Origin of the sequence: Pseudomonas sp. NPDC089734 (genome assembly GCF_044748865.1) — a bacterium.
In the GTDB taxonomy this organism is placed as follows: Bacteria; Pseudomonadota; Gammaproteobacteria; order Pseudomonadales; family Pseudomonadaceae; genus Aquipseudomonas.
This window is the reverse complement of record NZ_JBIVGV010000001.1, coordinates 1-25,128: the sequence shown is the minus strand read 5'-3', so window position 1 is coordinate 25,128 and position 25,128 is coordinate 1. Positions and strand designations below refer to the sequence as shown.

The window sequence follows — 25,128 nt, the reverse complement described above, 5'->3', positions numbered from 1 at the left end:
TAGGTGTTGACGGTCAGGTTGCGGCACCCCTGACACGCATTACTTTCTGGAGAGCGTCCCGTGATAACCAATCAACGCATAGCCAGACTTAACGCATGGGGCGCTCATGGCTTTACCGCCACCGGCGTGGTCCTTGCGTTTCTGGCCACCATTGCCCTGTTCAACAACGAGCCCAAGGCCTGCCTGCTCTGGCTGGGTGTCGCCCTGATCGTGGACGGGGTCGATGGCTCGCTGGCCCGCAAGGTCAATACCCACTCGGTACTGCCACACTTCGACGGTTCGGCACTGGATCTGGTGATCGATTACCTGACCTACGTCTTTATTCCGGCCCTGTTCATCTATCGCTACATTCCGCTGCCGGAATTCACACTGCTCTTGAGCATCTCGATCATTCTGGTGTCGTCGCTGTTCTGCTTCTGCAACGTGGACATGAAAAGCAAGGACAACTATTTCCAGGGCTTTCCGGCAGCCTGGAACGTGGTCGCCTTGTCTCTCTATATCCTGTCGCCAACTCCGTGGGCGACCTTCCTGACCATTGTGGCCCTGGCACTGCTGACCCTGACCCGCATGAAGTTTCTGCACCCGTTTCGCGTGCGAAAATTCATGCCGATCAATATCGCGGTCACTACGGTCTGGTTACTGAGCAGCGCCTTGCTGATCATCAACCATCCCCATAACGGCCCCGTCATGATGGGGCTGTGGTTCGCGATGTCGGCCTATTTTCTGGGGATATGTATCTGGAGAACGTCGCTGGAATGGCTGGGCAGGCTCAAGGCCTGAGGGACATACAGGGGCGGTTGAGGTTGCAACCGCCCCTGCCGTTCAGCACTTGCTGTCTGCCACCGCGGCAGCGTCCTGCTTGCTGAAGAGATAAGTGCTGACGCAGCACAGCAGCAACCCGCCGACGGCCACCAGGCCGCCCACGACGCCCACCTCCGCAACGCCCAACTGACTGCTGACCACACTGCCCAACAAGGCCCCGCCGCCGATACCGATATTGAAAATACCGGAGAACAGGGACATTGCAACGTCGGTGGCATCCGGTGCCAGGGTCAGGACCCGGGCTTGCAGCAACAGCCCGAAGCACATCATGGCCATCCCCCACACGACGCTCAATGACCCCAGGGCCGCGGCCTGAGTCGAAAGCGGCAGCAGCATCAGAAGACACAGGGCAACGAGCGTAATGGCGGCGATCAACAGGCCATTCGGGAAGCGGCTGCTGAACAGACTGAACACGATGGAGCCGATAATCCCCGCGCCACCAGACAACAGCAGCAACAAGGTGGTCATCTCACCGCTCAAATGCGCCACGGTCTGGGCAAAAGGCTCGATGTAGCTGTACGCCGTAAAATGCGCCGTGACGACAATCGCGGTCAGGGCATAGATCGTCACCAGACGTGGACGCTTGAACAGGATCGGCAGGCTCCTGAGCGAGCCGGAGTTCTGGCTGGGCAGCAACGGCAATGTGCGGCTCAGCAGCAATACGGTCAGCGCGGAAATACCAGCGATCCCCATGAACGTCGTGCGCCAGCCCAGTGCCTCACCCAGCACCCGCCCCAGCGGAATGCCCAGCACCATGGCCAGCGAAGTGCCCGTCGCCAGCAACCCCAGCGCCTGAACCTGCTTGCCCGGCGGCGCGATACGCACGGCCAGCGATGCCGTGATCGACCAGAAAATGGCGTGGGCGAAGGCGATACCGACCCTGCTGACCAGCAAGACACCAAAGCTTGAAGCCGTGGCCGAGAGGACATGACTCAAGACAAACAGGATGAAGATGCAGATCAGTAACTTGCGTCGCTCGATGTTGCGCGTGATCAGCATCATCGGCAGGGACATCAACGAGACGACCCAGGCGTAGATGGTCAGCATCAGGCCGACCTGCGCCGTGGTCATGTCGAAACTTTCGCCAATATTGCTCAACAGGCCAATCGGCACGAACTCGGTCGTATTGAAAATGAAGGCAGCCAGGGCCAGGGCAATGACGCCAAGCCAGCTACCGGTACGGACCTCTGGGGGTGTATTCATTAAGACGCTCAAGGAATATGACGACCCTCGGGCCGTTCGCCATGCCTGGACACAGCACCTGTACAACACACTCAGGCCAGCCCCGATACCGGAACACAAACGCAAAAACGCCCCGCTCATGAACTGATGATCGAGCGCAGCGTGCGAGGTGGATTCTTGTGGGTATGGGGATATAACCGGATGGCCGGAATTCTACGTCTGGATGACAGGGATCACAACCAGTCGATCAGTCATGAACCCGATGCGCTGACAGCCGGTAACGCACACACATCAGGATTGCGTCAGGTGCATTTTATAGTTGCAGCCCGCAGCATTTACCGAGGGCCGATGGGCATGCAGACTGGCCGATCACGAGGAGAAGCCTGCATGTTCAAAACGATTCTGGTCGCACTCGATGGCAGCCCGCAAAGCCGCAAGGTGCTGGAACTGGCCAGTTCCTTTGCCCGTTCGGCCAGTGACGATACACGCCTGCATCTGGTCTGCGTACTGGACCCGGCTTATGCGCTGGACGACAGCAAAAGCCTGTTCGCCAATCAGGAGTACCCGGCGGCCGCCACTGAGCAGCACCATGCCGAAGACCTCATTGAAAGCGCCCTGTTGCAACTTCAGGAACGGGGCATCCATTGCTCCGCCCAGACCCTGACCGGCGACCCTGCACAGGCCATCTGCGAAGAAGCCACACGGATCGACAGCCAGTTGATCGTCATCGGGCATCGCCATCTGACGTTTCTCGGCCGCCTGCTTGACCCCTCCGTCGGCGGCAAGATCCTCAATGCCTCACCCTGCCCGGTGCTGGTCGAGGTGCGTTGAACGTTCGGCAAGCCAGACCACGGCGCACAAGGCCAGGCCCGCGCCGTTCAAAGACACCGGGTTGAACGCCTGCACCAGAAAGTGGGGATTGATGAGGGCCACGTCGATCAGCAAGCCGGCCAGCACGACGGCACTGACCATTACTGACGCCCGCTTGAAACGCCCGGAAAGCAAACAGATCGCCAGGACTATTTCCGCGACGCCACTCAGCCAGGCCACCCACTGCACATCAGCGAAACCATGGGACTGGATCATCTCGACCTCTCCCGGACTGAGCCAGAGAATCTTCGGCACCAAGCCATGGTAGAAAAACATCAGCGCCAGCCCCGCCCGGGCGACCCAGGCAATACGCTGTAACTCACTCATGAGCAGCCGCCTTGAGAAAACGCTGTTCATGGTCCGCCGTGGGCAGCAGGCAACTGTCGTAACGGCCAAACAGGCGATAGCGATTCAAGGCAATGCGGTCGTAGAGCCAGTCGCGCAAGGGACGGGGAACAATGCGTAACACCACCAGCCAGGACCACGGTCGTGGCATCTGGCGCATGACCTGAAGAAAGGCATCGGAACGCAGGAACAGGCAGTCATTGAGGATCACGGCCATGGTGTCGAACTGATCGACCGGCAACCCCGCCCACTTCAGCAGCGCCTGCCCTTCAGCGGACTGAACGGCCGCCAGCCGGATACGCCGGGAAGTGTCGTAACGAATGAGAAATTTCGCCCAGCCATTGCACAGCTTGCAGACGCCATCGAAGAGCACGACACACTCATCGGCCTGCAAATAGGGAGCGGGAGTTGAAGGCATACAGTGTTCTCCTTGAAGAACCGACACTTTACCGCTGAAGCCACATGAATGAAGCCAGTATGCCCGGAAAACAAAAACGCCTCGCGGTCATCAAGGCGACCAGCGAGGCGTTTCAAATCACGCGAAGTGTGAGCCGTATCAGACCTTGCGGACGAACTCGGACTTCAGCTTCATGGCACCGATACCGTCGATCTTGCAGTCGATATCGTGGTCGCCGTCGACCAGACGGATGTTCTTGACCTTGGTGCCGACCTTGACCACCAGCGAGGAGCCCTTGACCTTCAGGTCCTTGATCACGGTGATGGTGTCGCCGTCCTGCAGCACGTTGCCGGTGGAATCCTTGATGACTTTCACGTCATCGGAAGCCTCAGCGCTGTCGCCGTCAGCAGACCACTCATGGGCGCATTCCGGGCAGACCAGCATTGTGCCGTCTTCATAGGTGTACTCGGAATTGCATTTCGGGCAGGACGGTAAGCTCACAGTGTTTCTCACATCGAAGGGGGAAAAACCATGGATTATAAAGGGCTTTTCATCTTTTAGGGGAACGGGCATCGGCAGTGCAGCCTGCGCGGGTTCTGCGCAACACCCCGGACCTGTGTTTTTCAGAAACGGAACGTTGCCGCACAGGGTCGTGAATGAGATGATCGCAACTGTGAATAAATCTCATCCGCAAACATCTCCTGATGAAACGCCTGTCCATCTGCTTCTGATTGAAGACGATGTGCAGTTGCGTACCCACCTGAGCGAACACTTCACACGAAGAGGCTTCGCGCTGTCCAGCAGCGAGCGCGGCGATCTCGGCCTGCAACTGGCCAGCGGGCAGCGATTCGACCTGGTGCTGCTGGACATCATGCTGCCAGGCCTGGGCGGGCTGGACGTGCTGGCCAGCCTGCGCCGCGAACAAGGGATTCCGGTCATTCTGATGTCGGCCCTGGGGGCCGAGCAGGATCGCATCAGCGGTTTTACCCAAGGTGCCGACGATTACCTGCCCAAGCCGTTCAGCCTTGCCGAGCTGGATGCCCGGGTCGATGCCCTGTTGCGGCGCGTCGCACTGGATCGTCGACGCTGGGAACCGTTGCCTTCCGCGGCTTCGGACGCCTTGCAAAGGGATTTCGTGGCGCAGGATGTTTCAGCCAAGGGCCGGGCTGCCGGCCTGACCGCTTCGGAGTTTCGTCTGCTGGTCACGCTTCAGGAACACATGGGCGAGCCACTGAGCAAGGCGTTTCTGTATCAGCATGTCCTGCACCGGGGCTATACGCGGCTGGACCGTGGCCTGGACGTTCATGTCTGTAATCTGCGCCGCAAGCTGACGGCCATTGATGTGCATGACCTATCGATTCAGGCCGTGCGCAATCAGGGGTATGTGCTGGTTCAGGTAAAGGCCGACGGATGAGCCTGCGCCATTCACTGCTGTGGAAGCTGGCCCTCGCGCAGGTCGGGTTCTGCCTGTTGCTGGTGTGGGCGATCTGGAGCTGGAGCCTGCAGGTCGAGCGCAGCACTTACTTTCTGGACCCGGCTGATCAGGCAAGACTCGCCAGTTACGCCCAACAGGCCGAAGAGGTCTGGCAGAGCCGCGATCCCGAGCGACTGGAACGCTGGCGAGAGGCCTTGCAACAGAGTGAGAAAACCTGGGTCGCCGTCATCGGGCCGCACCTGCAAAGCCTGGGCACACAGCCCCTGAGCGCTAAAGAAAGCAGTCACCTGACGTTCATGCGCAAGCTGGACTGGCCCATGAGCCGACGCCTGCAGGATCAACTGCCGTTTGTGAGCATCGAATTTCCCCTTCACCCCGAACAGGGCCGTCTGGTCATGCAGTTGCCCGAGCGGCTGTTACCGGCCGGGCTGACGCCCTGGACGCACCTGTTCACTCACTGGGTCGTCCCGGCCTTGCTCGCGTTTGTGCTGGGGCTGCTGTTTTATCGGCAACTGGTCGTCCCGTTATCTGACCTGCGTGAACGCGCCAACGCCCTGCGTGCCGATGACCTGGACAGCGTCATCGACAGTTCGGTTTCCAGAAGGCGCGACGAGCTGGGAGAGCTGGCCCGCGCCTTCGAGCACATGGCCGAGCGTTTGCGACAAAGCCTGAAACAGCAGCGCCAGTTATTGCGTACCCTGTCCCATGAGATCCGCACGCCCCTCGCACGGCTGCGTATCGCCAGCGAGAGCGAATTGCCTGCGCAGCAATTGCAGCAACGCCTGGCCAGGGAAGTGGACGACATGCAGCGGCTGGTGGATGACTCGCTGGACCTGGCCTGGTTCGAGACCGAGCGTCCGGATCTGCCGCTCGAACCTGTCGTCGTGCTGTCGGTCTGGGAAGCACTGATCACAGATGCCATGTTCGAGAGCGGCTGGCCCGCTTCAAGGCTGCCCTGCGAACTGAGCGCCGACTGCGTGGTGCTGGCTCACCTGGACAGCTTTGCCCAGGCGCTGGAGAACCTGTTGCGAAACGCCATTCGCCACTCTCCCGAAACAGGCATCGTGAGTTTGTCGGGCGTGCGCGATGGCGATCACTGGCAGCTGTGCCTGCAAGACCAGGGCCCCGGAGTTCCAGAGGCTGACCTGCAGCGTATCTTCGAGCCTTTTCTACGGCTCGACGGAACTCAAGGCAAAGGCTTCGGGCTGGGGCTGAGCATCGCCCGGCGAGCGATCGAGCTGCAGAATGGCACGCTGTGGGCCAGCCGCGGCCATCAAGGCCTGCGCATGAATATCAGGCTGCAAGCGGCAAATGTTTAGAAAGTTAATGCGCTTTACTCGCATTTGCATCTCACTATCATTAGCGATCTCTCAAGGCTAAATGCTATTAGCCAGACAAGCTGCATCAGGAGATCACCGATGTTTTTGCGACTGCCGCCCCTGCCCTTCTTCGCGCTGCTGTTAAGCACCTGCAGCCTGCTTCCTCACCTCGCATCGGCAGAGGAAACCGTTGCCAAACCTGTGGAACTGGAAGCACAGACCATCCTGGCGACCGCCGAAGAAGAGATCAAACAGGCCCCCGGCGTGTCGATCATCACCGCCGAAGACATCAAGAAGCGTCCTCCCGCCAATGACCTGTCGCAACTGATTCGTACCATGCCTGGCGTCAACCTGACCGGTAACTCCAGCAGCGGCCAGCGCGGCAACAATCGTCAGATCGACATTCGCGGCATGGGGCCGGAAAACACCCTGATCCTGATCGACGGCAAGCCGGTGGGCAGCCGCAACTCAGTGCGCTATGGTTGGCGCGGGGAACGGGACAGCCGTGGCGACAGCAACTGGGTGCCTGCCGATCAGGTCGAGCGCATCGAGGTCATTCGTGGCCCGGCAGCGGCCCGCTATGGCAACGGTGCGGCAGGCGGTGTCGTGAACATCATCACCAAGCAGCCCACCCCGGAAACCCATGGTTCGGCGACGATCTACAGTTCCTTCCCGCAACATGGCGACGAAGGCGCGACCAAACGCATGAACTTCGGCCTGAGCGGCCCGCTGACCGACACCCTGAGTTATCGCGTCTTCGGCAATGTGGCCAAGACAGACTCCGATGACTGGGACATCAACAGCGGTCATGAATCGACACGCATCGGCACCCAGGCCGGTACCTTGCCCGCTGGCCGTGAAGGCGTGCGCAACAAGGATGTCAAAGCCATGCTGAGCTGGAAACTGTCTCCTCAGCAGACCCTGGACTTCGAGGCGGGCTACAGCCGCCAGGGCAACATCTACACCGGTGATACGCAAAACACCAACTCCAACAGTTCGGTCAAACAACTGCTGGGCCGGGAAACCAATCGCACCTTCCGCGAAACCTATGCCTTCACGCACCGTGGTGACTGGGACTGGGGCGACTCGCTGGCCTACCTGCAATACGAAAAGACCCGTAACAACCGCATCAGCGAAGGGCTGGCCGGTGGCACCGAGGGGATTTTTTCCAGCACGGCCTTCAATACCACCGTCCTGGAAGACCTGACCGCCCATGGCGAAGTCAACGTGCCGCTGCACTGGGGTGTCGAGCAGGTCGTCACGCTGGGCAGCGAGTGGGTCGAACAGAAACTCGATGATCCAAGTTCCAATACCCAGACCACCACAGCCGGGGGCAGCATTTCCGGTCTGTCGAGCAGCAACCGCAGCACCGAAATGTCGGCGCGGATCTCGTCGCTGTTCGTCGAAGACAACATGGAAATACGCCCCGGCACCAAGTTGACGCCGGGCCTGCGCGTGGACCATCACGATATCGTCGGCGACAACTGGAGCCCGTCGCTCAACCTGTCTCAGGAACTGACCGAGACCTGGACCCTGAAAGCCGGTATTGCCCGCGCCTACAAGGCCCCGAACCTCTATCAACTCAACCCCAACTACTTGCTGTACAGCAACGGCCAGGGTTGCTACGGGCAAACCACCAGTTGCTACCTGCGGGGCAATGCCGACCTCAAGGCCGAGAACAGCATCAACAAGGAACTGGGTATCGAGTACAAGAATGACGGCGTGGTGGCCGGGCTGACCTACTTCCGCAACGACTACAAGAACAAGATCGAATCCGGCATGACGCCCGTCGGCACCGCGAGCGGCGGCAGTGGCAGCACCGCCAATGCGAGTATCTTCACCTGGGAAAACATCCCCGAAGCACTGGTCGAAGGGCTGGAAGGCAACCTGACCCTGCCGCTGACCGACGCGCTGACCTGGACCAATAACTTCACCTGGATGCTGCAATCGAAAAACAAGGAAACCGGCGATGTGCTGTCGGTGACGCCCGAGTACACCGTCAATTCGATGCTCGACTGGCAGGCACTCAATGACTTGTCCTTCCAGTTCAATGTGGCCTGGTACGGCAAGCAAAAACCCAAGAAATACGACTATCACGGCAACCGTGTCACCGGCAGTGCCAATAACCAGTTGTCGCCTTACGCCATTGCCGGGGTGAGTGGCACTTATGAGCTGACCAAGAACCTGAGCCTGACAACCGGGGTTGAAAACCTGTTCGACAAACGTCTGTATCGCGCCGGTAACGCCCAGGGTGTCACCAACATCGACGGCGCGGGGGCTGCGACTTACAACGAAGCGGGCAGAACGGTGTTCACCAGCCTGACGGCGTCATTCTGATGAAAGTCCACAGCCTGAAAAAACTGTTCATGGCACTGGCTGTCCTGTGGATGGGCAGCCCGTCGCTTCAGGCACGCCCGGTCGCAGAGCAGCCGATGGACGGTGCCGTGTTGCAGCGTCAGGACCTGCCGTACCGTTTCGAGACACTGGATATCGACTCGGTCGACGGCCAGCGCCATTACCGGGTCTGGGTCGCCAGCCCTAAACGCTCTGCTCCCAAGGAAGGGTTTTCGGTGGTGTACATGCTGGACGGCAATGCCGCATTGGGCAGCCTGGCACCGGACCTGTTGCAGCAGCTGGACCAGGGTGCCGCTCCCGTTCTGGTGGTCATCGGGTACGCGACGAACAACCGGATCGACCGCGCCAGCCGCACGTTAGACTACACGCCCTCTACGGGTTCAGGAGAGCAACGCGACCCTTTGACCGGGCAGCCCAACGGCGGTGCCGATGCATTTCTCGATCTGTTGCAGACACGCATCAAACCGGCGGTCGCCCAAAAGGTCGCGCTCAATACCCGGCGTCAGACGTTATGGGGCCACTCTTACGGCGGTCTGCTGGTGCTGCATGCCTTGCTGACTCGTCCTCGAGACTTTCAGAACTATGCGGCGGCCAGCCCTTCCCTGTGGTGGAACGATGGCTGGATCAACCAGGAACTGGACGGCTTCGGAGCGCGACTGGGAACCCACAAGGCCAATCTGCTGTTGATGCGGGGCGACAAGGAGCCTGCCGCCCCTCCTCCGATTCAACTGACGGAGCAACCGGCAGACCGTGCAGCGCGGACCTTTCTGGCATCCCTTCAGTCCGTGAGCCACTTGAGCCACCAATACAAGGTTTTCCCCGGTCTGAGCCATGGCCCGATGCTGGATGCCTCATTGCGTTACACCTTGCAATGGGTCAACCGGCAACCTTGATGACACCCTGAACAACGAAGGTCGCCCGGCCTTCGTCGTTCAGCTCCTGCGCTGGACAGCTCAAAACGGCTGTTGTACAAATGACCGGCGTCTGTATCACCTCTCCTGCCATTACGCCGTTTGCAGCCCTCAATCAAAACACTCCACGCCTCGCGTTGGCGGTAGCTATTGCAGCCCGCTGTAACCGCACTACGCCCCTATCAAAGGGCAAACACATGCGTCTCTCTCACAATCCGGCACTCGACTATCGCCCGGAAATCGATGGTCTGCGTGCGGTCGCCGTCGTGCCGGTCATTCTGTTCCACGCAGGCCTGCATGGGCTGTCGGGTGGATTTGTCGGTGTGGATATCTTCTTCGTGATTTCCGGCTACCTGATCACCTCGATCATTCTGGGCGAGATGCAGGCCGGAACGTTCTCGCTGATCAACTTCTATGAACGCCGCGCACGGCGGATATTGCCTGCGCTGTTCGTGATGATGCTGATGTGTCTGCCCCTGGCCTGGTTGATCCTCGACCCGCCGGACCTCAAATACTTCGCCAAGAGCCTGGTGGCCGTCCCGACCTTTTCATCCAATGTGCTGTTCTGGCTGGAGAGCGGCTACTTCGACGCGACAGCAGAACTCAAACCTTTGCTGCACACCTGGACCCTGGCGGTGGAAGAGCAGTATTACCTTTTCTTCCCCCTGTTCCTGATGCTGGGCTGGGGGCTGGGGCGCAAGTGGCTGTTTAGCCTGTTGATGATCGTTGCCCTGGCGAGCCTGACGATTTCTCAACTCGGCGCACGAGACGACGCCACCCACACGTTCTATCTGTTGCATGCCCGGGCCTGGGAGTTGCTGCTCGGCTCGTTCATTGCTTTTTATTTCTCATGGAAGCCCAGACACCAAGGCCCGAGCCTGTTCAACCAGGGGGCAACAATGCTCGGCGCACTGCTGATTGCCTACGCCCTTGTGTTTTTCGACAGCAGTACGTCATTCCCCGGCCTCAATGCACTGGTGCCGACGCTGGGGGCCGCGCTGATCATTCTCTTCGCCACCCCGCACACCTGGGTCGGCCGGTTGCTGAGCACGCGTGCATTCGTCCTGATTGGCATGATCAGTTACAGCGCCTACCTCTGGCATCAGCCTTTGTTTGCCTTTGCCCGGCAAGTCAGCCTGACCGAACCGGGATTGCCGTTGATGCTGTCGCTGGCCTTGTTGTCGCTGGTATTCGCCTGGCTGAGCTGGCGCTTTGTGGAACAGGTCTTTCGCAAGAAAGGCCATTTCAGCCGTCGCCAGGTCTTCATGTTCGGTGGCGCAACGTCGACGCTATTCATTGCGCTGGGGATGACGGGTTATCTCAATAACGGCTTCACCCAGCGCTTCAATGTCGACCCCGCGATATTCGAGGCCTTTGCCGACCCGCAGATCCGCCATGGCTGTGACCGGCACTATGGCGGCCAAGGCTGGGACATCGACTTCTGCCTGCTGGGAGCGGCCGACAAGGGGCGCCCGCCGGAACTGGCCATCTTTGGTGACAGCCATGCCGAAGCCTTGCTGTCGACATTCGATGCAATCGCCCGGGAACGGAATGAAGCCATCGTGCATATCGGACTGGGAGGCTGCCTGCCGCTGCTGGGCGTGGATGTTGCCCACGGCAACTATGAAGCGGGCGTCTGCGAAACCCTGGCCAACCGTGAGTTCGAGTACGTGATGAAGCACAACATCAAGAAAGTCGTGCTGGTGTCACGCTGGACCCTCTACACAGACGGCGATTATGGGGACCGGAAGATGAGCCAATACTTTCTGGTTTCCCGCGACAGCCAGGAAAGAAGCCGGGAAGCCTCACGTGCGCTGTTCCAGTCCGCGTTGCACAGAACCGTTCAGGCGTACCGGGGCCTCGGCGTCGAAGTCTTTATCGTGGCCCAGGTCCCGCAACAGATGATCAATCCCAAGAGCCTCTATTACCGTCTGGCACGGGATCACGCGCAAACCCGGGAGGAAAAGTTGCAGATCATCAGTCGGCTGTCCGTGCCCATCGAGAAACACCATGACCTGCAACGCTTCACCCGCGAACTGTTCGAGCGTGACAGCCGCAACAAGACGATAGCGCTGGTGAATCTGGATGAGGTGTTCTGCAAGGATCAATATTGCCTGTTGGGCGACCTGAACTCCTATTACAAGGATTTCAACCATTTGAACGACAATGGCGCACGCTTGATTGCCCGACAGATCGGCAGCATTTTTGCGCAGTAGCCGACAAAGAACGCAAGGCCCGGTCGAACGACCCGCCTCGCAGTGCTTTACTTACACAAGCCCCATCAGGAGTCAGTCAATGACAGACGCCGGTTTTGCGCCTTTTCAGGACTTCGCCAGACGGCTGATACCCCACACCCAGGCGAAGAAGATAGACGGTTCGCACGATATCTCTCACTTGCTGCGGGTCTGGAAGAATGTCTGCGCCATTCGCGACCACGAAGGGGGGAATCAGGAGATCCTGCTGGCGGCGACACTGCTGCATGACTGCGTGTCCGTCGAGAAGGACTCGCCCTTTCGCGCCAGCGCCTCACGGCTGGCAGCCTCGAAAGCAACCGACCTCTTGACCGAAATGGGGTGGGACGAAATCAGAATCGCGGCGGTCGCCCATGCCATCGAGGCCCACAGCTTTTCAGCGGCCATACCACCCGCGACGCTCGAAGCCAGAATCCTCCAGGATGCCGATCGTCTGGATGCCCTGGGCATGGTGGGTGTGGCGCGAGTGTTCTATGTTTCCGGACGGATGGGCAGCGCGCTCTATGACCCGCAGGATCCGCAGGCCCTTCAACGCCCCTACGACGACAAACATTTTGCCGTCGATCACTTCCACACCAAGCTCCTGCATCTGGCCGACCACTTCCAGACCGAGACCGGCGCAGAAATGGCCCGGATCAGGCATGCCCGCCTGCAACGCTTTCTGGCTGAACTGATGGAAGAAATCGAAGCCCCCTCACCGCCTTCACAGCCCTGAACCGCACTACCAACTCTTGATGCCAAAACGGCAACGCTTTCGCAAGATGTCATAAAGACATCACATAACTGCCTTATAAACGGCTCCTTCGAGATGCCTGTCTATAGAGGTTGTTTGCCGTGAAAAAATTCCTGCCTCGTTTTTTGCGTCAGCAATCCAGAACGATGGTATTGCGCCGCTTCAAGATCACATCGCGCCTGGTGCTGTGCTTTGGCATCACGTCGTTGCTGATGGTTGCGCTAGGAGCTTTCTGCCTGCTGCAAATGCAGGACATTCGTAACCAGGGAGAGGCCGTGGAAAGTGGCGCGTTACCCAGTATTGCCATGGCGGATGCGATTGCCATCGGCCTCGTGAAACTGCGTAGCGAAACGACACGACTGATCGCCAACGCCGACGATCCCGGTGCGGTCATCAACAGCAAGATCAACGTCGAACAACTGCGCAATGAAGTCGAGAAAGGCTTCAAGGAATACCTGGCGCGCGTCCCCGAAGGCACGGAGCATGACTCGATCATTGCCTTGCAGGATGCCTATAACGCGTTCATGCCCGGCCTGCAGGATGAGATCAAGCTGATCGAACAGAACAAACTGGACGAAGCGCGCATGCTGTCCAACACCATGCTGGCCTTGCAGGGCGACCTGATGGACATGCAGGTGCAACTGCTGCGCGAACTCAACAAACAAAGTGCAGCCACGGCCGTTGAAGCGGCAGGTGCCAGCTATGAACAGACCCGCATCATCGCCCTGAGCGCCATTGTGGTGGCGCTGGTCCTGACCCTGCTGCTGGCGTGGCGCTTGAGTGTGAGCATCATCTATCCGGTGCGTTACGCCCTGCACATCGCCAATACCATTGCCGAAGGCGATCTGACCGAACAGGTCATCCCGCCAGGCAAGGACGAGCCCGCACAACTGCTCATCATGCTGGGCCGCATGCGCAGCAACCTGCACGGCACCATCGACCAGATCTACGCAGCGGCAACCCAACTGTCTCAATCCGTCCAGGAAATGGGCACCATCGCCGAGGCCAGCGCCCTGAACCTGCAACTGCAGAACGATGAAATCGAACAGGCAGCGGTCGCGGTCAACCAGATGAGCCAGGCAGCCGTGGAAGTGGCGGGCAATGCCAGCAACACCGTGACCGAATCGGAAGCCTCAAACCAGGCGGCGGCACAAGGCAAGGACAGGTTGTCGGCCACGATCAGCTCGATCAAGGAACTGACCAGCAATGTGCTGGATTCGTCGCATCAGGCAGAAGGCCTGGCCGAACGGACCCAGAACATCAGCAGTATCCTCGATGTGATTCGCGCCATCGCCAACCAGACCAACCTGCTGGCACTCAATGCGGCCATCGAAGCGGCACGCGCCGGTGAAGCGGGCCGTGGATTCGCCGTCGTTGCCGACGAAGTACGCTCACTGGCGCAGCGCACCAGCGCCTCGACCACCGAAATCGAAGAGCTGATCAGCGGCGTTCAACAGAGCACCCAGGAAACCGCAAACGCCCTGCGCCACACGGCCACGCAAGCCAACCAGACCCTGGAACAGGCCGCCGCGACCGGTGAAGCGCTGACCGTCATCATCAGCTCGACCACCACCATCAACGACCGCAACCTGATCATCGCCAGCGCCGCCGAACAGCAGGCACAGGTGGCCGGTGAAGTGGACCGCAACCTGAGCAGCATCCGCGACCTGTCCAGCCAGACCGCCTCGGGCGCACAGCAAACCACCGTCGCCAGCAATGCCTTGTCGATGCTGGCCACGGACCTGAACCTGATGGTGCAGAGGTTTGTGTTGTAACCGCCTCCCCGTAGGAGCGAATTCATTCGCGAATGACAGTATTTCAGGCAATGTATTTATTGCGGATGTACCGGCCTTTTCGCGGATGAATCCGCTCCTACAGAGGTGGTGGTTACAGGGGGCGCAGACGATACTGCGGTGGGAGTTGTTCCGGACCACTGATGGTCGCGTTCAGGCTTTTCCAGCGGCCATCCTTGATGCCGTAGATGCAGCCATGCACCGACAGGCTCTGGCCACGGTGCCAGGCGTTCTGGATGATGCTGGTATGGCCAACGTTCGCCACCTGCTGAATCACGTTGAGTTCGCACAGGCGGTCAACCCGCTCTTCCTCGGTCGGCAGCTTGGCCAACTCGTCACGCTTTTCGTAATACAGATCGCGAATCGAACGCAGCCAGCCATCGATCAGGCCGAACTGACGATCCTGCATGGACGCTCGCACACCACCGCAACCATAGTGCCCGGTCACGAGGATGTGTTTGACCTTCAGTACATCAACGGCGTACTGAATGACTGACAGGCAGTTCAGGTCGGTGTGCAACACGACGTTGGCCACGTTGCGGTGTACGAACAGATCGCCCGGCAACATGCCGACGATCTCGTTGGCGGGAACGCGTGCATCCGAGCAGCCGATCCAAAGATATTCCGGGGTTTGCTGGCGAGCCAGCTTGGCGAAGAACTCAGGGTCTTCCTGTTTGATCGCATCGGCCCAGCGCTCGTTGTTATCAATCAGGTCTTGTAGATCGTTCATGCTATGACGCCTCGATAATGATGCCCCTCTATGACTGGCGTCCCTCTCTCCAAGTCACGCGGTGCCATCACGAACGCCAGCATCACTCCAGAAGCGTACAGGCCATGACCACGGCATCCTCGCGACCGCCCACGGCCGGGTAGTAATCGCGACGCCGGCCGATCTCGTTGAAACCATAGTTCTCGTAGAGCCGGTAGGCCGGTCGATTGCTGTCACGCAACTCGAGGAAGCATTCGCGGCCGTTGAGTTGATAGGCACGCTTCATCAGGTGATCCAGCAGACGCAAGCCCAGGCCACGCCCCTGGCTTTCGGGCTTGACGGTGATATTGAGCAGGTGCGCCTCGTCGATGATGACCTGAATGACGCCATGCCCCACCTGTTGCGCGCCCTCGAACATCAACCAGATTTCATAGGTCTTGAGGCCTTCGAGGAAAATCCCCCGCGTCCAGGGATGGCTGAAGGCGGCGTACTCGATCTTCAATACCGCATCCAGATCGGCCTCGGTCATCGGGCGGAAGGTTATTGCATCACTCATCTACGGATTTCCAGCGCGCCATCAGCCGACGCATGGCTTGCCAGACGTCAGCCTTGCGGTGAGGCTCGTCCATCAGTAATTCCAGACCCGGCAGCGCCCAGGCAGACCCGAGGCCTTCGATTTGCAGTTCGCGATTGTACGCATCGACTTCCGCCTCACCGGCAAAACGCACGGCAGGCTGGCCGATCAGCCACAGACAGGCACAGGGCTCGTCTTCCAGACGGGCCGCAACAAACTCCTGCACAAAGTCACGCGCCGCTTCAGGCCCCTGATCCATATTCCCGCGAACCAGCAGCGGCCAGCGCACCGGCTCACCGATGATCTGCGGACTATTGGGCAGGCCAGCCGCGCGCAGCATGTCCTTGAGCAGCAGATAGGAAGGGTCGCGGCTCTGGAAAGGTTGCCCGGTGGGCAGCTCCACCAGCAACAGGCAACGCCCCGCCCTCAGCAACTGCAAGGAAAAACGCGGGGGTGGCACGGCAACGGGCTTGACCGGTGCTGCAGCCGCTTCTTCTGATGCCGCCACGGGCGCGCTTTTGCTGGCAGACGAGGGACGCGGGACCTCGATCTTCGGACGCTCAGCCTGACGTGCAACAGGCACAGCCGCCGCAGTGGCCTGAGCAGCAGCCGCCGATTCCGGTACGGCAGGTGCAACGCTTTCGACCTCGACCGGCAACAGCGCAAGCAGCTCCGGGCGAGACGGAGCCGCGAAAGGCAGTTCAGTGCGCGGCAACCAGTTGACCACCTGCATGGCAGTCAAATAGGCGCGGCGACGGGACTCGTTCAGCAAAGGTCGGCCACCTGTGGATAAGTTAAGCGCGCAATTCTAGCGCTCTTCGCGGTTTCGCGCCGCAGTTGATCGCCGGGAGGTGAAATCTTGAGCGGCTGATGCAGTACAATCGCTGCTTTTCATTTGCCAACAGTCGGCCTACCAATGATCGAACCCAAGCGCGTCCTGCGCGCCCTTGCCGAACACTGGGCGCTACTTGAGCCTTTATGCGAGCACTTCGACCAGGGCACCCTGAGCCTGAGCGAACTGCGTCAGCAACTGGCCGCTCAGCAGCTGGACAGTACCCCGCAAGACATCACCAATCTGTTGGATGTGTGGATTCGTCTGGACATTCTGGTGCCTGTCGCCAAGAGCCCGAACCGTTTCGAGCTCAATGCACAGATCCATGACTTCCTGTCCTATCTGCGCCGTGAGCACCGTCTGGGCCTGTGCCTGGAAATCGAAGCCTACCTGCGCCATCTGGAGCGGCTGGCCGGTTACATCCAGGACGCCTTCGACATTCGCGACGCCAACGACCTGGCCCGCCAGTTGCGCCTGCTGGACATGCGCGTGCGCGATGTCCTGAAAAAGCTCGCCAACGACGAACAGGCGCTGGTTGCCGTGGCCGATCGCGCCAAGACCAGCGACCGCCAGATTCCCCTGCGCCAGCGCTACGCCGAGGTACTGGCAACCTGGGACGAATACGTCGAGCCGATGATCCAGCTGGTGAACGCCGACGGTGCATTCGAGCAAGGCGTGCGCAAGGTCGAGAACGTCCTGCTGCGCCTGCTGACCGAACAGCAGCGCCTGGGACATCTGGTGGACGACGACATGCTGTTGCGCACCCACGCGCGCATCCTGGAAATGCAGACCAGCGCCCAGCTCACCCTGCGCCATGCACGGGAACTGCTGCTGCCGCTGCGCGAGGAAGCCCGTCGTCATAACGCGGTGACCCGTGGCGCAGCGCTGGCCCTGTCGGCCATCCGTCGCAAGGGCATCGATGCCGTGCCGCAAGCGGCCATGCCGATGTTCACGCGCCCACAGAGCACGTTTCTCGGCAGTGCCAGCCAGGTCGAGGCCTACGTCTACGCCCTGGCGCGTTTCGAGCCCAAACCGGCGAAGTTCCCCAAGGCCAGCGGCAGCACCCGCAAGGGCGTACCGCCCCAGGCACCGCGTACCGTCAAGGAAATGCTCGAGCGCTGCGAAAATGCCCTGCCGATGCCCGACCTGATGGTCTGGCTGCTGGAGCAGGAACCCAACGGTGCCACCGACGAATTGCTGTACTGGTTCTCGCGCCTGTCCCGCGACAAACGCTTCGCCCGTGAACGCCTGGAGCGTCGCGAGTATTTCACTCAGGAGCATCGCGTCAGCCTGCGCTCCTTCGCCCTGCTTGCCACCCGAGACGAGCAGTCCGAGAATTCCGAGAGCACTCTTCATGCATCTTGATCTTTCCGAAATGTCCCAGCTGGCGCCGATCTTTCGCGAGCTGTTCAAGGGGTATCACATCAGCCGCCGCGACCCGGAGCTGTATGCCCAACTCTCCAATGCCCAGGATCAGTACCGCATGCTGTTCAAGGCGCTGGGGTTCGAGCTGGTCTGTGACACCCGCGGTTTCTACTACTTCGTTCCGGAGCTGGCGGCTGCACAGGTCAACAAGACCGCACAGCGTCTGGCGCTGTTCACCTTCATCCTCGTCGAGCATCTGGCCGACCAGGGTCGTGACCCGATGGCTGTACTCGACGGTGGCACCCTGGGCCGCGACGAGCTGCCTTCGATGCTGGACAAGTACCGCGACCTGTTCCTGCAGGCTGAAGTGCAGACTCAGGAAGAACTCGAAGAAAAGATCATGCGCCGCATGACCCAACTGGGCTTCGCCAGCGAAGAAATGGGCATCTATCGCTTCCTGCCACCGATGCACCGTTTCCTTGACGTGTGCCTGTCAGTGCAGCAGGACCGTGACCTGGCCGCCAGCCTGCACAGCGATCTGCCGCTGCCGACGCCGATCCTGATCGATGAAGACAGCGATGAAAAACTGCTGCAGACCGACGACCCGCTGGACCTGACCGAATTCGACGAAGAAACCGAAGAACAGGCGCTGGCCCGTGCAATCGCTGAAGAACAACAGGAGATGGGCGCATGAGCCAGGAACGTTATGGCATTCGCCGCTTTGCCCTGCTCAATACCGCAGGCTACAGCCTGGGCCTGTTCCCACTGGAAAACCCGCTGTCGGTCTATGGTGCGAACAACCTGGGCAAGAGCGCCTCGATCAACGCCCTGCAATTCCCGATTCTGGCGCGCATGTCGGACATGAGTTTCGGCAAGTACAGCCTGGAACAGTCGCGCCGTTTCTACTTTGCCTCGGACACCAGCTACATTCTGGTGGAGGTCTCCCTGCCCCACGGTCCGCATGTCATCGGTGTCGTCGGTCGCGGCCCGGGCGGCGGCTTCGGTCACCAGTTCTTCGCCTATGCCGGTGAGCTGGACCTGAGCCATTACCAGAAGAACGACACCTGTCTGCGCCAGAAAGAGCTGTTCAGCAATCTGGAAAGCAAGGGCCTGAAAGCCTACGAACTGAAGCCGGACGAATTGCGTCGTCTGCTGGTGGGCGGACACACGTCGATCCCGCTGGACCTGACCCTGATCCCTCTGCGCTCCACCAGCGAACAGAGCCTCAAGACGTTCCGCGCCCTGTTCATCAACCTGCTGCACATGCGCGAAATCACCGCGGCGAAACTCAAGCAGCTGTTTCTGGATGCCTTCGAGCACAGCCTGCGTTCCGGCAGCGTCGATTACATCGCCGCGTGCGAAGAAGCATTCCGCGATGTGCGCCGCATGGAGCAGGACTACAACTCGCTGGTCCTCGCCGGTCCGCTGGTCGAAGCCCTGGCCGCCGGCGTCAAGCAGCGGGATATCCTGCGCGGCAAGCTGCATCGCCTGTCGCCGCTGCTGGACTCGCTGCTCGGCACCTGGTCGGACTACTCCAGCGCCCGCAAGGAAGAGCTGGTCACCCAGGCCGAGCATTACCGTGCCCAACAGGACGAAATGCAGAACGACCAGCGCAACAGCACTCAGGAGCTGATGCGTCTGGAGCGTGAAATCAGCAGCATTCAGCGCTGGCTCGGCGAACTGTCGGTGCTCAAGAATCGCTTCGCCCTGATCGATGACGTCAAGGTGCTGGAGCAGCAACTGCTGGCCGCCAAGGATGCTCACGACGAGCTGGCCGGTGCCCTGGCCCAGTCCCGGCAGTTCAGCGCCGAAGATCTGGAAGAACGCCTGCGGGATCTGGAAAAGCGCCTGAAATCGGTCAAGCAGCAGCTCGACCACGCGGACAACAACAGCTATGCCCGCCTGCGCGAAGAGTTCTCGCAGCCGGATGTCGAGCGCCTGATGCGCCTGTTCAACAGTGCACTGTTCAGCCTGCCTCTGGGCGAACAGGGTATTGCGCTGGACGATGGCGACGCCTGGGTCAAATCCCTGGAAACCATTCTGGATGGCTTCAAGGGCGACCAGTTCCAGGTGCCGGGCCTCTCGATCAACCTGTCGCATATCGAGCCACCCGCCTTGCAGGCACTGGCTGACCGCGCCGCCTTGCGCGACCAGAAAGAGCGTCTGGAGAAAGAACTCAAGCAACTGAAGACCCAGCAGGCGGTCGCCGCCGACCGCGCGGCCAGCAAAACCCAGACCGAAGCGCTGTACCAGCAGGTTCTGGACGCTCAGAAGGCGCTGGAAGACTACCGTCGCAGCCAGACCCTGAGCGCGGAAGAAGCCGGCAAGCATGAGGAACTGGCGCAACTGGAAGCCACGCAGGACGAGCTCAAACGCTCCAGCGATGCCTTCACCGAACGTGTCCAGCAACTGTCCGCCAAGCTGCAACTGGTCGCCCGGCAGATCGGTGACATGGAAGCCAAGCAACGCACGCTGGATGACGCACTGCGTCGCCGTCAGTTGCTGCCGGCGGACATGCCATTCGGTACGCCGTTCATGGACCCGGTCGATGACTCCATGGACAACCTGCTGCCCCTGCTCAATGACTATCAGGACAGCTGGCAGAGCCTGTTGCGCAGCGATGGCCAGATCGAAGCGCTGTACGCACAGGTCCGCCTCAAGGGCGTGGCCAAGTTCGACAGCGAAGAGGACGTGGAGCGTCGCCTGCAACTGTTGATCAACGCTTATGCCCACCGCACCGACGAAGCCCTGACCCTGGGCAAGGCACGCCGTGCTGCCGTGACGGACATTGCCCGCACCTTGCGCAATATCCGCAGCGACTACGACAGCCTCGAGCACCAACTGGCGCTGTTCAACCGCGAGATCAACAAACGTCAGGTGTCCAACCTGGCCAGCTTCCGCATCGTCCTTGCGCCGAACAAGGAAGCCCTCAAGCATATCGACCAGATCATCCACAGTGCCGGTCAGTATGAAGAAGGCGAAACCCTGTCGGTGTTCGACCTGAGCCAAAGCGCCGAACAGGACAACAAGAACGAAGAGGCCAAGGAATACCTGGCCCGGCTGGTGGCGGCCAACCACAACCAGTTGGGTCTGAAAGACCTGTTCGAGCTGGCGTTCGAGATCACCAAGGTCCATGGCCAACCGGTTATCCACACCGATATCGATGGCGCGGCCTCCAACGGTACGACCATGACCATCAAGGCGCTGACCAACATGTACTTGTTGCTGCACCTGATGGACCGCGATCTGGCCGGTCGCGTGCGCTTGCCTTACTACCTGGACGAAGCGGCAGACATCGACGAGAAGAACCAGTCGGCCTTGCTGGAAACCAGCCTGCAACTGGGCTTCGTGCCGATTCTGGCGAGCGTGAAGCCTCAGGTTTCGGCCCATGTGGCCATCGACCTGGAAGGCGGCAGCGGTCCCAACGGTATCTACATCGATGAGGCGGACTGGAAGTACATCCGCCGTCGTGAAGAGGCCCGACAGGAAGAGGCTCCGGCGCTGGCTGAATAACGGCGCCGAAGTCTGGGGGGTGGTGAGCTTCACCACCCCGCTTCTCAAGCCCGGGAAGCGTTTTTCAACCCGGGAACGACTGCATTTTCCACAGTGACAGCCGCTTCCACTTCAGACGTCCCCATCTCCCGCTCGCCATTGAGCGCCTTGTTCATCTTCTCCATATCCAGTGCCCCCACCCATCGGGCGATTGCCATGGTGCCCACCCCGTTACCGATGGTATTGGTGATGGCCCGCGCCTCGGACATGAAGCGGTCTACCCCCAGCAACAACACCATGCCAGCCACCGGAATGGTCCCCAGCGACGCCAGTGTCGCAGCCAGGATGATGAACCCGGAACCGGTCACCCCGGCCGAGCCTTTGGAGGTGAACATCAACACGGCGAGTACGATCAACTGGTCGGTCAGGGTCAACGGTGTGTTGGTCGCCTGAGCGATGAAAATCGCCGCGATGGTGTAGTAGATCGCCTGACCATCGGGATTGAAGGTCAGACCGGATGGGATGATCATCCCCGCGACCGGCTTGGAAACGCCGGCCTTTTCCATCTTGGAAATCATCTGCGGCAGCACCGATTCCGAAGAGCTGGTGCCCAGCACCGTAAACAGCTCCTCCTTGATGAAGCGCAGAAACCGCCACAGGCTGAAGCCGCAATAACGGCAGATCGGCCCCAGCACCACAATGACGAACACCAGGCACGTGAGGTAGACACACGCCATCAGCTTGCCCAGAGAAAACAGCGAGCCAAACCCGTACTTGCCGATGGTGAACGCAATGGCCCCGAAGGCGCCGATCGGTGCCAGCCGCATCACCATGTTGACGATCTTGAACATGCCTTGCATGAGGCTTTCCAGCGTGTCGACGAACGCCTTGCCACGCGGGCCGACATTGGCCAGTGCAACACCGAGCAGGATCGAGAACAACAGGATTTGCAGCACATTTCCCTTGGCGAAGGCATCCACAATGGTGTCGGGGATGATGTTCATCACGAAATCCATGAACGTGGCGTGCTTGGCGGCCGTGGTGTACGTGGCGAGGCTCGCGGTATCCAGCGTGGCCGGATCGATGTTCATGCCTGCACCCGGCTTGAATACATCGACCACCACCAGCCCCACGACCAGCGCCAGGGTCGACACCACCTCGAAATAGATCAGGGCGCGAAAACCGACTCGCCCCAGTTCTTTCATGTTTTCCATACGGGCAATGCCGGTCACGACGGTCAGGAAGATGACCGGCGCAAGCAGCATCTTGATCAGTTTGATGAAGGCATCGCCAAGAGGTTTGAGCGCGGTTCCGGTTTCAGGAACCAGCACACCGACGACAGCGCCGAGGATGACGGCAAGAAGGACTTGTACGTACAGCTTCGAGAGAATTCTTTTCATGACGGGGCCCTGATTTTTTATTGTTGTCAGGAAATGCCAGGAGACGCATGGATGATCGCCTCCTGGCGTTATGCCGCAGTACTACTTTGAATCAACGATTGATCAGCTTGATCACCGCGTCGGTGATCTGTCGGGTGGTGGCGGTGCCACCCAGGTCCGGGGTATGCAACCCGCTTTCCGTGACGGCCTCGATTGCCGACATCAGTTGCTTCGCCGAAGCAGCTTCACCCAGATGCTCCAGCATCATGGCGGCCGTCCAGAAGGTGGCCACCGGATTGGCAACGCCCTTGCCGGTAATGTCGAAAGCGGAACCATGGATAGGCTCGAACATGGAGGGGAACCGGCGTGACGGATTCAGGTTGGCGGTGGGGGCAATCCCCAGGCTGCCAGACAGTGCCGCGGCCAGGTCGGACAGAATGTCCGCATGCAGGTTGGTGGCGACAATGACATCCAGTGTCGCAGGCTTGAGCACCATGCGTGTGGTCACGGCATCGACCAGTTCCTTGTCGATCCTGACGTCCGGGAAGTCCTTGGCGACCTCGTAGAAAATCTCGTCCCACAGCACCATCCCGTGGCGCTGGGCGTTGGACTTGGTGACCATGGTCAAGTGCTTGCGAGGGCGGCTTTGGGCCAGCTCAAACGCAAAGCGGTGAATACGCTCGACACCGGCGCGGGTGAAGACCGACACCTCTGTCGCGACCTCTTCCGGCAAGCCCCGATGAACACGTCCGCCATTGCCGGAATACTCGCCTTCGGAGTTTTCACGCACCACGACCCAGTCGATCTGATCGCCGTTGTGCAGCGGGCTTTTGACACCCGGAAGAACACGGGCCGGGCGCACGTTGGCGTACTGGTCGAAACCCTGACAGATCGGCAGGCGCAATCCCCAGAGGGAAATATGGTCAGGCACATTCAGGGCACCGACTGCACCGAAGAAAATGGCGTCGAAGGTTTTCAGTTCCTCAAGACCGCCGTCGGGAATGTAGTAGCCGTTCTTCAGATAGTTATCGGAGTTCCAGTCAAAGTGTTTGAAGTCGATTTCAAAACCGGATTTTTTCGACAGGGCTTGCAGAACCTCGACACCGGCAGCAATCACCTCAACGCCAATGCCATCGCCCGGGATTGCAGCAATCTTGTATGCACTCATGGTCCACTCCACTTTTGATACGTTCTTGTTGTAACGGTTGAACAGGCTGTTCAGCCGAGTGTGGGGGGAGTATATGTAGTGAGTACAAAGCGGTGAGTTACTCAAAATAACTACATAAATAACTCTGAGTTACGAATGAATCAGACCCTGGACCTGTCTTTTTTCTACCTACTGGCCAAGCAGGGCAGCCTGGCGGCTACAGCACGAGAGCTTGGAATCACGCCACCGGCTGTCAGCAAACGCCTGAGCGCGCTGGAAGCCCGCTTCGGGGTTCGCCTGGTAAACCGCACAACACGCTCGATGAGCCTGACTGCCGAGGGCGAGCTGTACTTTTCCCATGCAGCCCGGATCCTGACCCAGATTGATGAGGTCGAGCAGTTGGTCAGCAGCAGCCGTGCAACGCCCAAGGGGCTGATTCGCGTCAATGCGTCGCTGGGCTTTGGGCGTCGTTATATCGGGCCGGCATTGGCGGCGTTCTTTTCTCGCTATCCGGAAGTGGAGATCCAGCTGGAAATCAGCGACCACCCGCTGGACCTGGCCACCCACGGCTTTGACCTCGGCATCCGCTTCGGCACATTGCCGGACGCCGCTTTTCATGCCCGCAAGATCGCATCGAACCGCCGCCTGTTGTGCGCGTCTCCGCTGTACTTGGAGCGCCATGGCGTGCCGCAGCGCTTGTCGGACCTGCAGCATCACAACTGTATTTTTCTCAGGCAAAACGAAACGCCCCATGGCGTGTGGAGTTTCACCAACGGCGGAAAAACCCAGAACATCAAGGTGAGAGGAGCATTGGGCTGCAACGATGGCGAAGTCGCACTGAACTGGGCGCTGGAGGGTTATGGAATATTGCTCAGGGCCGAGTGGGACATTGCCCGGTATGTGCGCAGCGGTCGACTACGTCTGGTGCTGGAGGATCAGACGCCGACTCGTGCGGATGTGTATGCCGTTTATCCACAGCAGCTGCATCTATCGGCTCGGGTTCGCAGCCTGATTGATTTTCTGGTCGAACGATTCAGACACATCGATAACCTGGACGAAGCTGAATAAGCCGTTTCAGATTTATTGCGCCCATAAAGACAAAACCCCAACTGCCTTCGCAATTGGGGTTTCGCAAATGAATCTTGACGATGACCTACTCTCACATGGGGAAACCCCACACTACCATCGGCGATGCATCGTTTCACTGCTGAGTTCG

At 59.8% G+C, this 25,128-nt stretch carries 22 protein-coding genes and 1 pseudogene; 14 read left to right on the top strand and 9 right to left on the bottom strand.

What is annotated here, in order from left to right; all coding sequences use genetic code 11:
- Positions 1 to 60: 60 nt before the first annotated feature.
- Positions 61 to 780 carry a phosphatidylcholine synthase gene (gene pcsA, locus ACIPY9_RS00115; protein WP_400696101.1) on the top strand — a complete coding sequence of 240 codons (720 nt, stop codon included), beginning with the start codon at positions 61 to 63 and terminating at the stop codon, positions 778 to 780.
- A 42-nt stretch (positions 781 to 822) separates the two neighbouring features.
- Here pcsA and ACIPY9_RS00110 read toward each other — a convergent pair whose 3' ends face one another.
- Complete coding sequence (locus ACIPY9_RS00110) at positions 823 to 2,025, bottom strand: sugar transporter (protein WP_400696099.1); 1,203 nt, start codon at positions 2,023 to 2,025, stop codon at positions 823 to 825.
- 366 nt (positions 2,026 to 2,391) lie between these two features.
- On the opposite strand from ACIPY9_RS00110, the gene ACIPY9_RS00105 reads away from it, so the two are divergent.
- Positions 2,392 to 2,835, top strand: a complete 444-nt coding sequence (locus ACIPY9_RS00105; RefSeq protein ID WP_400696097.1) for a universal stress protein — start codon at positions 2,392 to 2,394, stop codon at positions 2,833 to 2,835.
- Here ACIPY9_RS00105 and ACIPY9_RS00100 read toward each other — a convergent pair.
- The 3 genes from ACIPY9_RS00100 to ACIPY9_RS00090 all read right to left on the bottom strand — a co-directional run bounded on the left by ACIPY9_RS00100 (position 2,803) and on the right by ACIPY9_RS00090 (position 4,117).
- On the bottom strand, positions 2,803 to 3,201 hold the full coding sequence (locus tag ACIPY9_RS00100; RefSeq protein WP_400696095.1) for a DoxX-like family protein: 399 nt from the start codon (positions 3,199 to 3,201) through the stop codon (positions 2,803 to 2,805). The two genes, ACIPY9_RS00105 and ACIPY9_RS00100, sit on opposite strands and share 33 nt — an antisense overlap.
- The gene (locus ACIPY9_RS00095; RefSeq protein ID WP_400696093.1) at positions 3,194 to 3,637 is read right to left on the bottom strand and encodes a thiol-disulfide oxidoreductase DCC family protein; all 444 of its coding nucleotides are present in this window, start codon (positions 3,635 to 3,637) and stop codon (positions 3,194 to 3,196) included. The genes ACIPY9_RS00100 and ACIPY9_RS00095 overlap by 8 nt, the downstream gene beginning before the upstream one ends.
- A gap of 138 nt (positions 3,638 to 3,775) precedes the next feature.
- Positions 3,776 to 4,117 carry a zinc ribbon domain-containing protein YjdM gene (locus ACIPY9_RS00090; protein WP_400696091.1) on the bottom strand — a complete coding sequence of 114 codons (342 nt, stop codon included), beginning with the start codon at positions 4,115 to 4,117 and terminating at the stop codon, positions 3,776 to 3,778.
- A 172-nt stretch (positions 4,118 to 4,289) separates the two neighbouring features.
- Between ACIPY9_RS00090 and ACIPY9_RS00085 the strand changes: the two genes are divergently transcribed.
- From ACIPY9_RS00085 to ACIPY9_RS00050, 8 genes and pseudogenes are all read left to right on the top strand, one after another.
- Complete coding sequence (locus tag ACIPY9_RS00085) at positions 4,290 to 5,030, top strand: response regulator transcription factor (RefSeq protein ID WP_400696090.1); 741 nt, start codon at positions 4,290 to 4,292, stop codon at positions 5,028 to 5,030.
- Positions 5,027 to 6,370: a histidine kinase sensor domain-containing protein gene (locus ACIPY9_RS00080; protein WP_400696088.1), complete on the top strand. Its 1,344-nt coding sequence runs from the start codon at positions 5,027 to 5,029 to the stop codon at positions 6,368 to 6,370. The genes ACIPY9_RS00085 and ACIPY9_RS00080 overlap by 4 nt, the downstream gene beginning before the upstream one ends.
- A 99-nt stretch (positions 6,371 to 6,469) precedes the next feature.
- Positions 6,470 to 8,707: a TonB-dependent siderophore receptor gene (locus tag ACIPY9_RS00075; RefSeq protein ID WP_400696087.1), complete on the top strand. Its 2,238-nt coding sequence runs from the start codon at positions 6,470 to 6,472 to the stop codon at positions 8,705 to 8,707.
- Positions 8,707 to 9,618, top strand: a complete 912-nt coding sequence (locus ACIPY9_RS00070; protein WP_400696085.1) for an alpha/beta hydrolase — start codon at positions 8,707 to 8,709, stop codon at positions 9,616 to 9,618. The genes ACIPY9_RS00075 and ACIPY9_RS00070 overlap by 1 nt, the downstream gene beginning before the upstream one ends.
- A gap of 215 nt (positions 9,619 to 9,833) precedes the next feature.
- Positions 9,834 to 11,852 (top strand): acyltransferase family protein, encoded by a 2,019-nt coding sequence (locus ACIPY9_RS00065; RefSeq protein ID WP_400696083.1) that lies wholly within the window; start codon positions 9,834 to 9,836, stop codon positions 11,850 to 11,852.
- Positions 11,853 to 11,931: 79 nt separating this feature from the next.
- The gene (locus ACIPY9_RS00060) at positions 11,932 to 12,603 is read left to right on the top strand and encodes an HD domain-containing protein (RefSeq protein ID WP_400696081.1); all 672 of its coding nucleotides are present in this window, start codon (positions 11,932 to 11,934) and stop codon (positions 12,601 to 12,603) included.
- Between the two features lie 164 nt (positions 12,604 to 12,767).
- Positions 12,768 to 13,313 (top strand): annotated as a pseudogene (locus ACIPY9_RS00055) (MCP four helix bundle domain-containing protein); the annotation flags it as partial.
- A gap of 207 nt (positions 13,314 to 13,520) precedes the next feature.
- A complete protein-coding gene (locus tag ACIPY9_RS00050) occupies positions 13,521 to 14,396 on the top strand; it encodes a methyl-accepting chemotaxis protein (protein ID WP_400696822.1) in 876 nt (291 codons plus the stop codon).
- Between the two features lie 112 nt (positions 14,397 to 14,508).
- Here the strand turns inward: ACIPY9_RS00050 and can are convergent, their stop codons facing one another.
- From can to ACIPY9_RS00035, 3 genes are all read right to left on the bottom strand, one after another.
- Positions 14,509 to 15,144 (bottom strand): carbonate dehydratase, encoded by a 636-nt coding sequence (can, locus tag ACIPY9_RS00045; protein WP_400696079.1) that lies wholly within the window; start codon positions 15,142 to 15,144, stop codon positions 14,509 to 14,511.
- Between the two features lie 82 nt (positions 15,145 to 15,226).
- The gene (gene rimI / locus ACIPY9_RS00040; protein WP_400696078.1) at positions 15,227 to 15,679 is read right to left on the bottom strand and encodes a ribosomal protein S18-alanine N-acetyltransferase; all 453 of its coding nucleotides are present in this window, start codon (positions 15,677 to 15,679) and stop codon (positions 15,227 to 15,229) included.
- Entirely contained in the window at positions 15,672 to 16,469 is a 798-nt protein-coding gene (locus tag ACIPY9_RS00035) for an energy transducer TonB (RefSeq protein WP_400696076.1), read from the bottom strand. The genes rimI and ACIPY9_RS00035 overlap by 8 nt, the downstream gene beginning before the upstream one ends.
- 144 nt (positions 16,470 to 16,613) lie before the next feature.
- Between ACIPY9_RS00035 and mksB the strand changes: the two genes are divergently transcribed.
- Genes mksB through mksF form a run of 3 tightly spaced genes read left to right on the top strand, consistent with a single transcriptional unit; the run spans position 16,614 to position 21,407 of the window.
- Positions 16,614 to 17,894: an Mks condensin complex protein MksB gene (gene mksB / locus ACIPY9_RS00030; protein ID WP_400696075.1), complete on the top strand. Its 1,281-nt coding sequence runs from the start codon at positions 16,614 to 16,616 to the stop codon at positions 17,892 to 17,894.
- The gene (gene mksE, locus ACIPY9_RS00025) at positions 17,884 to 18,588 is read left to right on the top strand and encodes an Mks condensin complex protein MksE (RefSeq protein WP_400696074.1); all 705 of its coding nucleotides are present in this window, start codon (positions 17,884 to 17,886) and stop codon (positions 18,586 to 18,588) included. The genes mksB and mksE overlap by 11 nt, the downstream gene beginning before the upstream one ends.
- Positions 18,585 to 21,407, top strand: a complete 2,823-nt coding sequence (gene mksF / locus ACIPY9_RS00020; protein WP_400696073.1) for an Mks condensin complex protein MksF — start codon at positions 18,585 to 18,587, stop codon at positions 21,405 to 21,407. Before mksE ends, mksF begins: the two co-directional genes overlap by 4 nt.
- A 44-nt stretch (positions 21,408 to 21,451) precedes the next feature.
- On the opposite strand, the gene ACIPY9_RS00015 is transcribed toward mksF, so the two are convergent.
- Positions 21,452 to 22,786, bottom strand: coding sequence for a dicarboxylate/amino acid:cation symporter (locus ACIPY9_RS00015; RefSeq protein WP_400696071.1), 1,335 nt, complete (start codon positions 22,784 to 22,786; stop codon positions 21,452 to 21,454).
- Between the two features lie 91 nt (positions 22,787 to 22,877).
- Complete coding sequence (locus ACIPY9_RS00010; RefSeq protein ID WP_400696070.1) at positions 22,878 to 23,933, bottom strand: tartrate dehydrogenase; 1,056 nt, start codon at positions 23,931 to 23,933, stop codon at positions 22,878 to 22,880.
- A gap of 135 nt (positions 23,934 to 24,068) precedes the next feature.
- Here ACIPY9_RS00010 and ACIPY9_RS00005 point away from each other — a divergent pair, with 135 nt between their 5' ends.
- On the top strand, positions 24,069 to 24,980 hold the full coding sequence (locus tag ACIPY9_RS00005) for a LysR family transcriptional regulator (RefSeq protein WP_400696069.1): 912 nt from the start codon (positions 24,069 to 24,071) through the stop codon (positions 24,978 to 24,980).
- Positions 24,981 to 25,128 lie beyond the last annotated feature (148 nt).

What these genes read in the sequence shown, in the direction of transcription:
- ACIPY9_RS00110 (WP_400696099.1), bottom strand. Translation starts at nt 2,025, where the DNA reads ATGAATACACCCCCAGAGGTCCGTACCGGTAGCTGGCTTGGCGTCATT.
- ACIPY9_RS00105 (WP_400696097.1), top strand. Translation starts at nt 2,392, where the DNA reads ATGTTCAAAACGATTCTGGTCGCACTCGATGGCAGCCCGCAAAGCCGC.
- ACIPY9_RS00100 (WP_400696095.1), bottom strand. Translation starts at nt 3,201, where the DNA reads ATGAGTGAGTTACAGCGTATTGCCTGGGTCGCCCGGGCGGGGCTGGCG.
- ACIPY9_RS00095 (WP_400696093.1), bottom strand. Translation starts at nt 3,637, where the DNA reads ATGCCTTCAACTCCCGCTCCCTATTTGCAGGCCGATGAGTGTGTCGTG.
- ACIPY9_RS00080 (WP_400696088.1), top strand. Translation starts at nt 5,027, where the DNA reads ATGAGCCTGCGCCATTCACTGCTGTGGAAGCTGGCCCTCGCGCAGGTC.
- ACIPY9_RS00075 (WP_400696087.1), top strand. Translation starts at nt 6,470, where the DNA reads ATGTTTTTGCGACTGCCGCCCCTGCCCTTCTTCGCGCTGCTGTTAAGC.
- ACIPY9_RS00070 (WP_400696085.1), top strand. Translation starts at nt 8,707, where the DNA reads ATGAAAGTCCACAGCCTGAAAAAACTGTTCATGGCACTGGCTGTCCTG.
- ACIPY9_RS00065 (WP_400696083.1), top strand. Translation starts at nt 9,834, where the DNA reads ATGCGTCTCTCTCACAATCCGGCACTCGACTATCGCCCGGAAATCGAT.
- ACIPY9_RS00060 (WP_400696081.1), top strand. Translation starts at nt 11,932, where the DNA reads ATGACAGACGCCGGTTTTGCGCCTTTTCAGGACTTCGCCAGACGGCTG.
- ACIPY9_RS00050 (WP_400696822.1), top strand. Translation starts at nt 13,521, where the DNA reads ATGCTGGGCCGCATGCGCAGCAACCTGCACGGCACCATCGACCAGATC.
- can (WP_400696079.1), bottom strand. Translation starts at nt 15,144, where the DNA reads ATGAACGATCTACAAGACCTGATTGATAACAACGAGCGCTGGGCCGAT.
- rimI (WP_400696078.1), bottom strand. Translation starts at nt 15,679, where the DNA reads ATGAGTGATGCAATAACCTTCCGCCCGATGACCGAGGCCGATCTGGAT.
- mksB (WP_400696075.1), top strand. Translation starts at nt 16,614, where the DNA reads ATGATCGAACCCAAGCGCGTCCTGCGCGCCCTTGCCGAACACTGGGCG.
- mksE (WP_400696074.1), top strand. Translation starts at nt 17,884, where the DNA reads ATGCATCTTGATCTTTCCGAAATGTCCCAGCTGGCGCCGATCTTTCGC.
- mksF (WP_400696073.1), top strand. Translation starts at nt 18,585, where the DNA reads ATGAGCCAGGAACGTTATGGCATTCGCCGCTTTGCCCTGCTCAATACC.
- ACIPY9_RS00015 (WP_400696071.1), bottom strand. Translation starts at nt 22,786, where the DNA reads ATGAAAAGAATTCTCTCGAAGCTGTACGTACAAGTCCTTCTTGCCGTC.
- ACIPY9_RS00010 (WP_400696070.1), bottom strand. Translation starts at nt 23,933, where the DNA reads ATGAGTGCATACAAGATTGCTGCAATCCCGGGCGATGGCATTGGCGTT.
- ACIPY9_RS00005 (WP_400696069.1), top strand. Translation starts at nt 24,069, where the DNA reads ATGAATCAGACCCTGGACCTGTCTTTTTTCTACCTACTGGCCAAGCAG.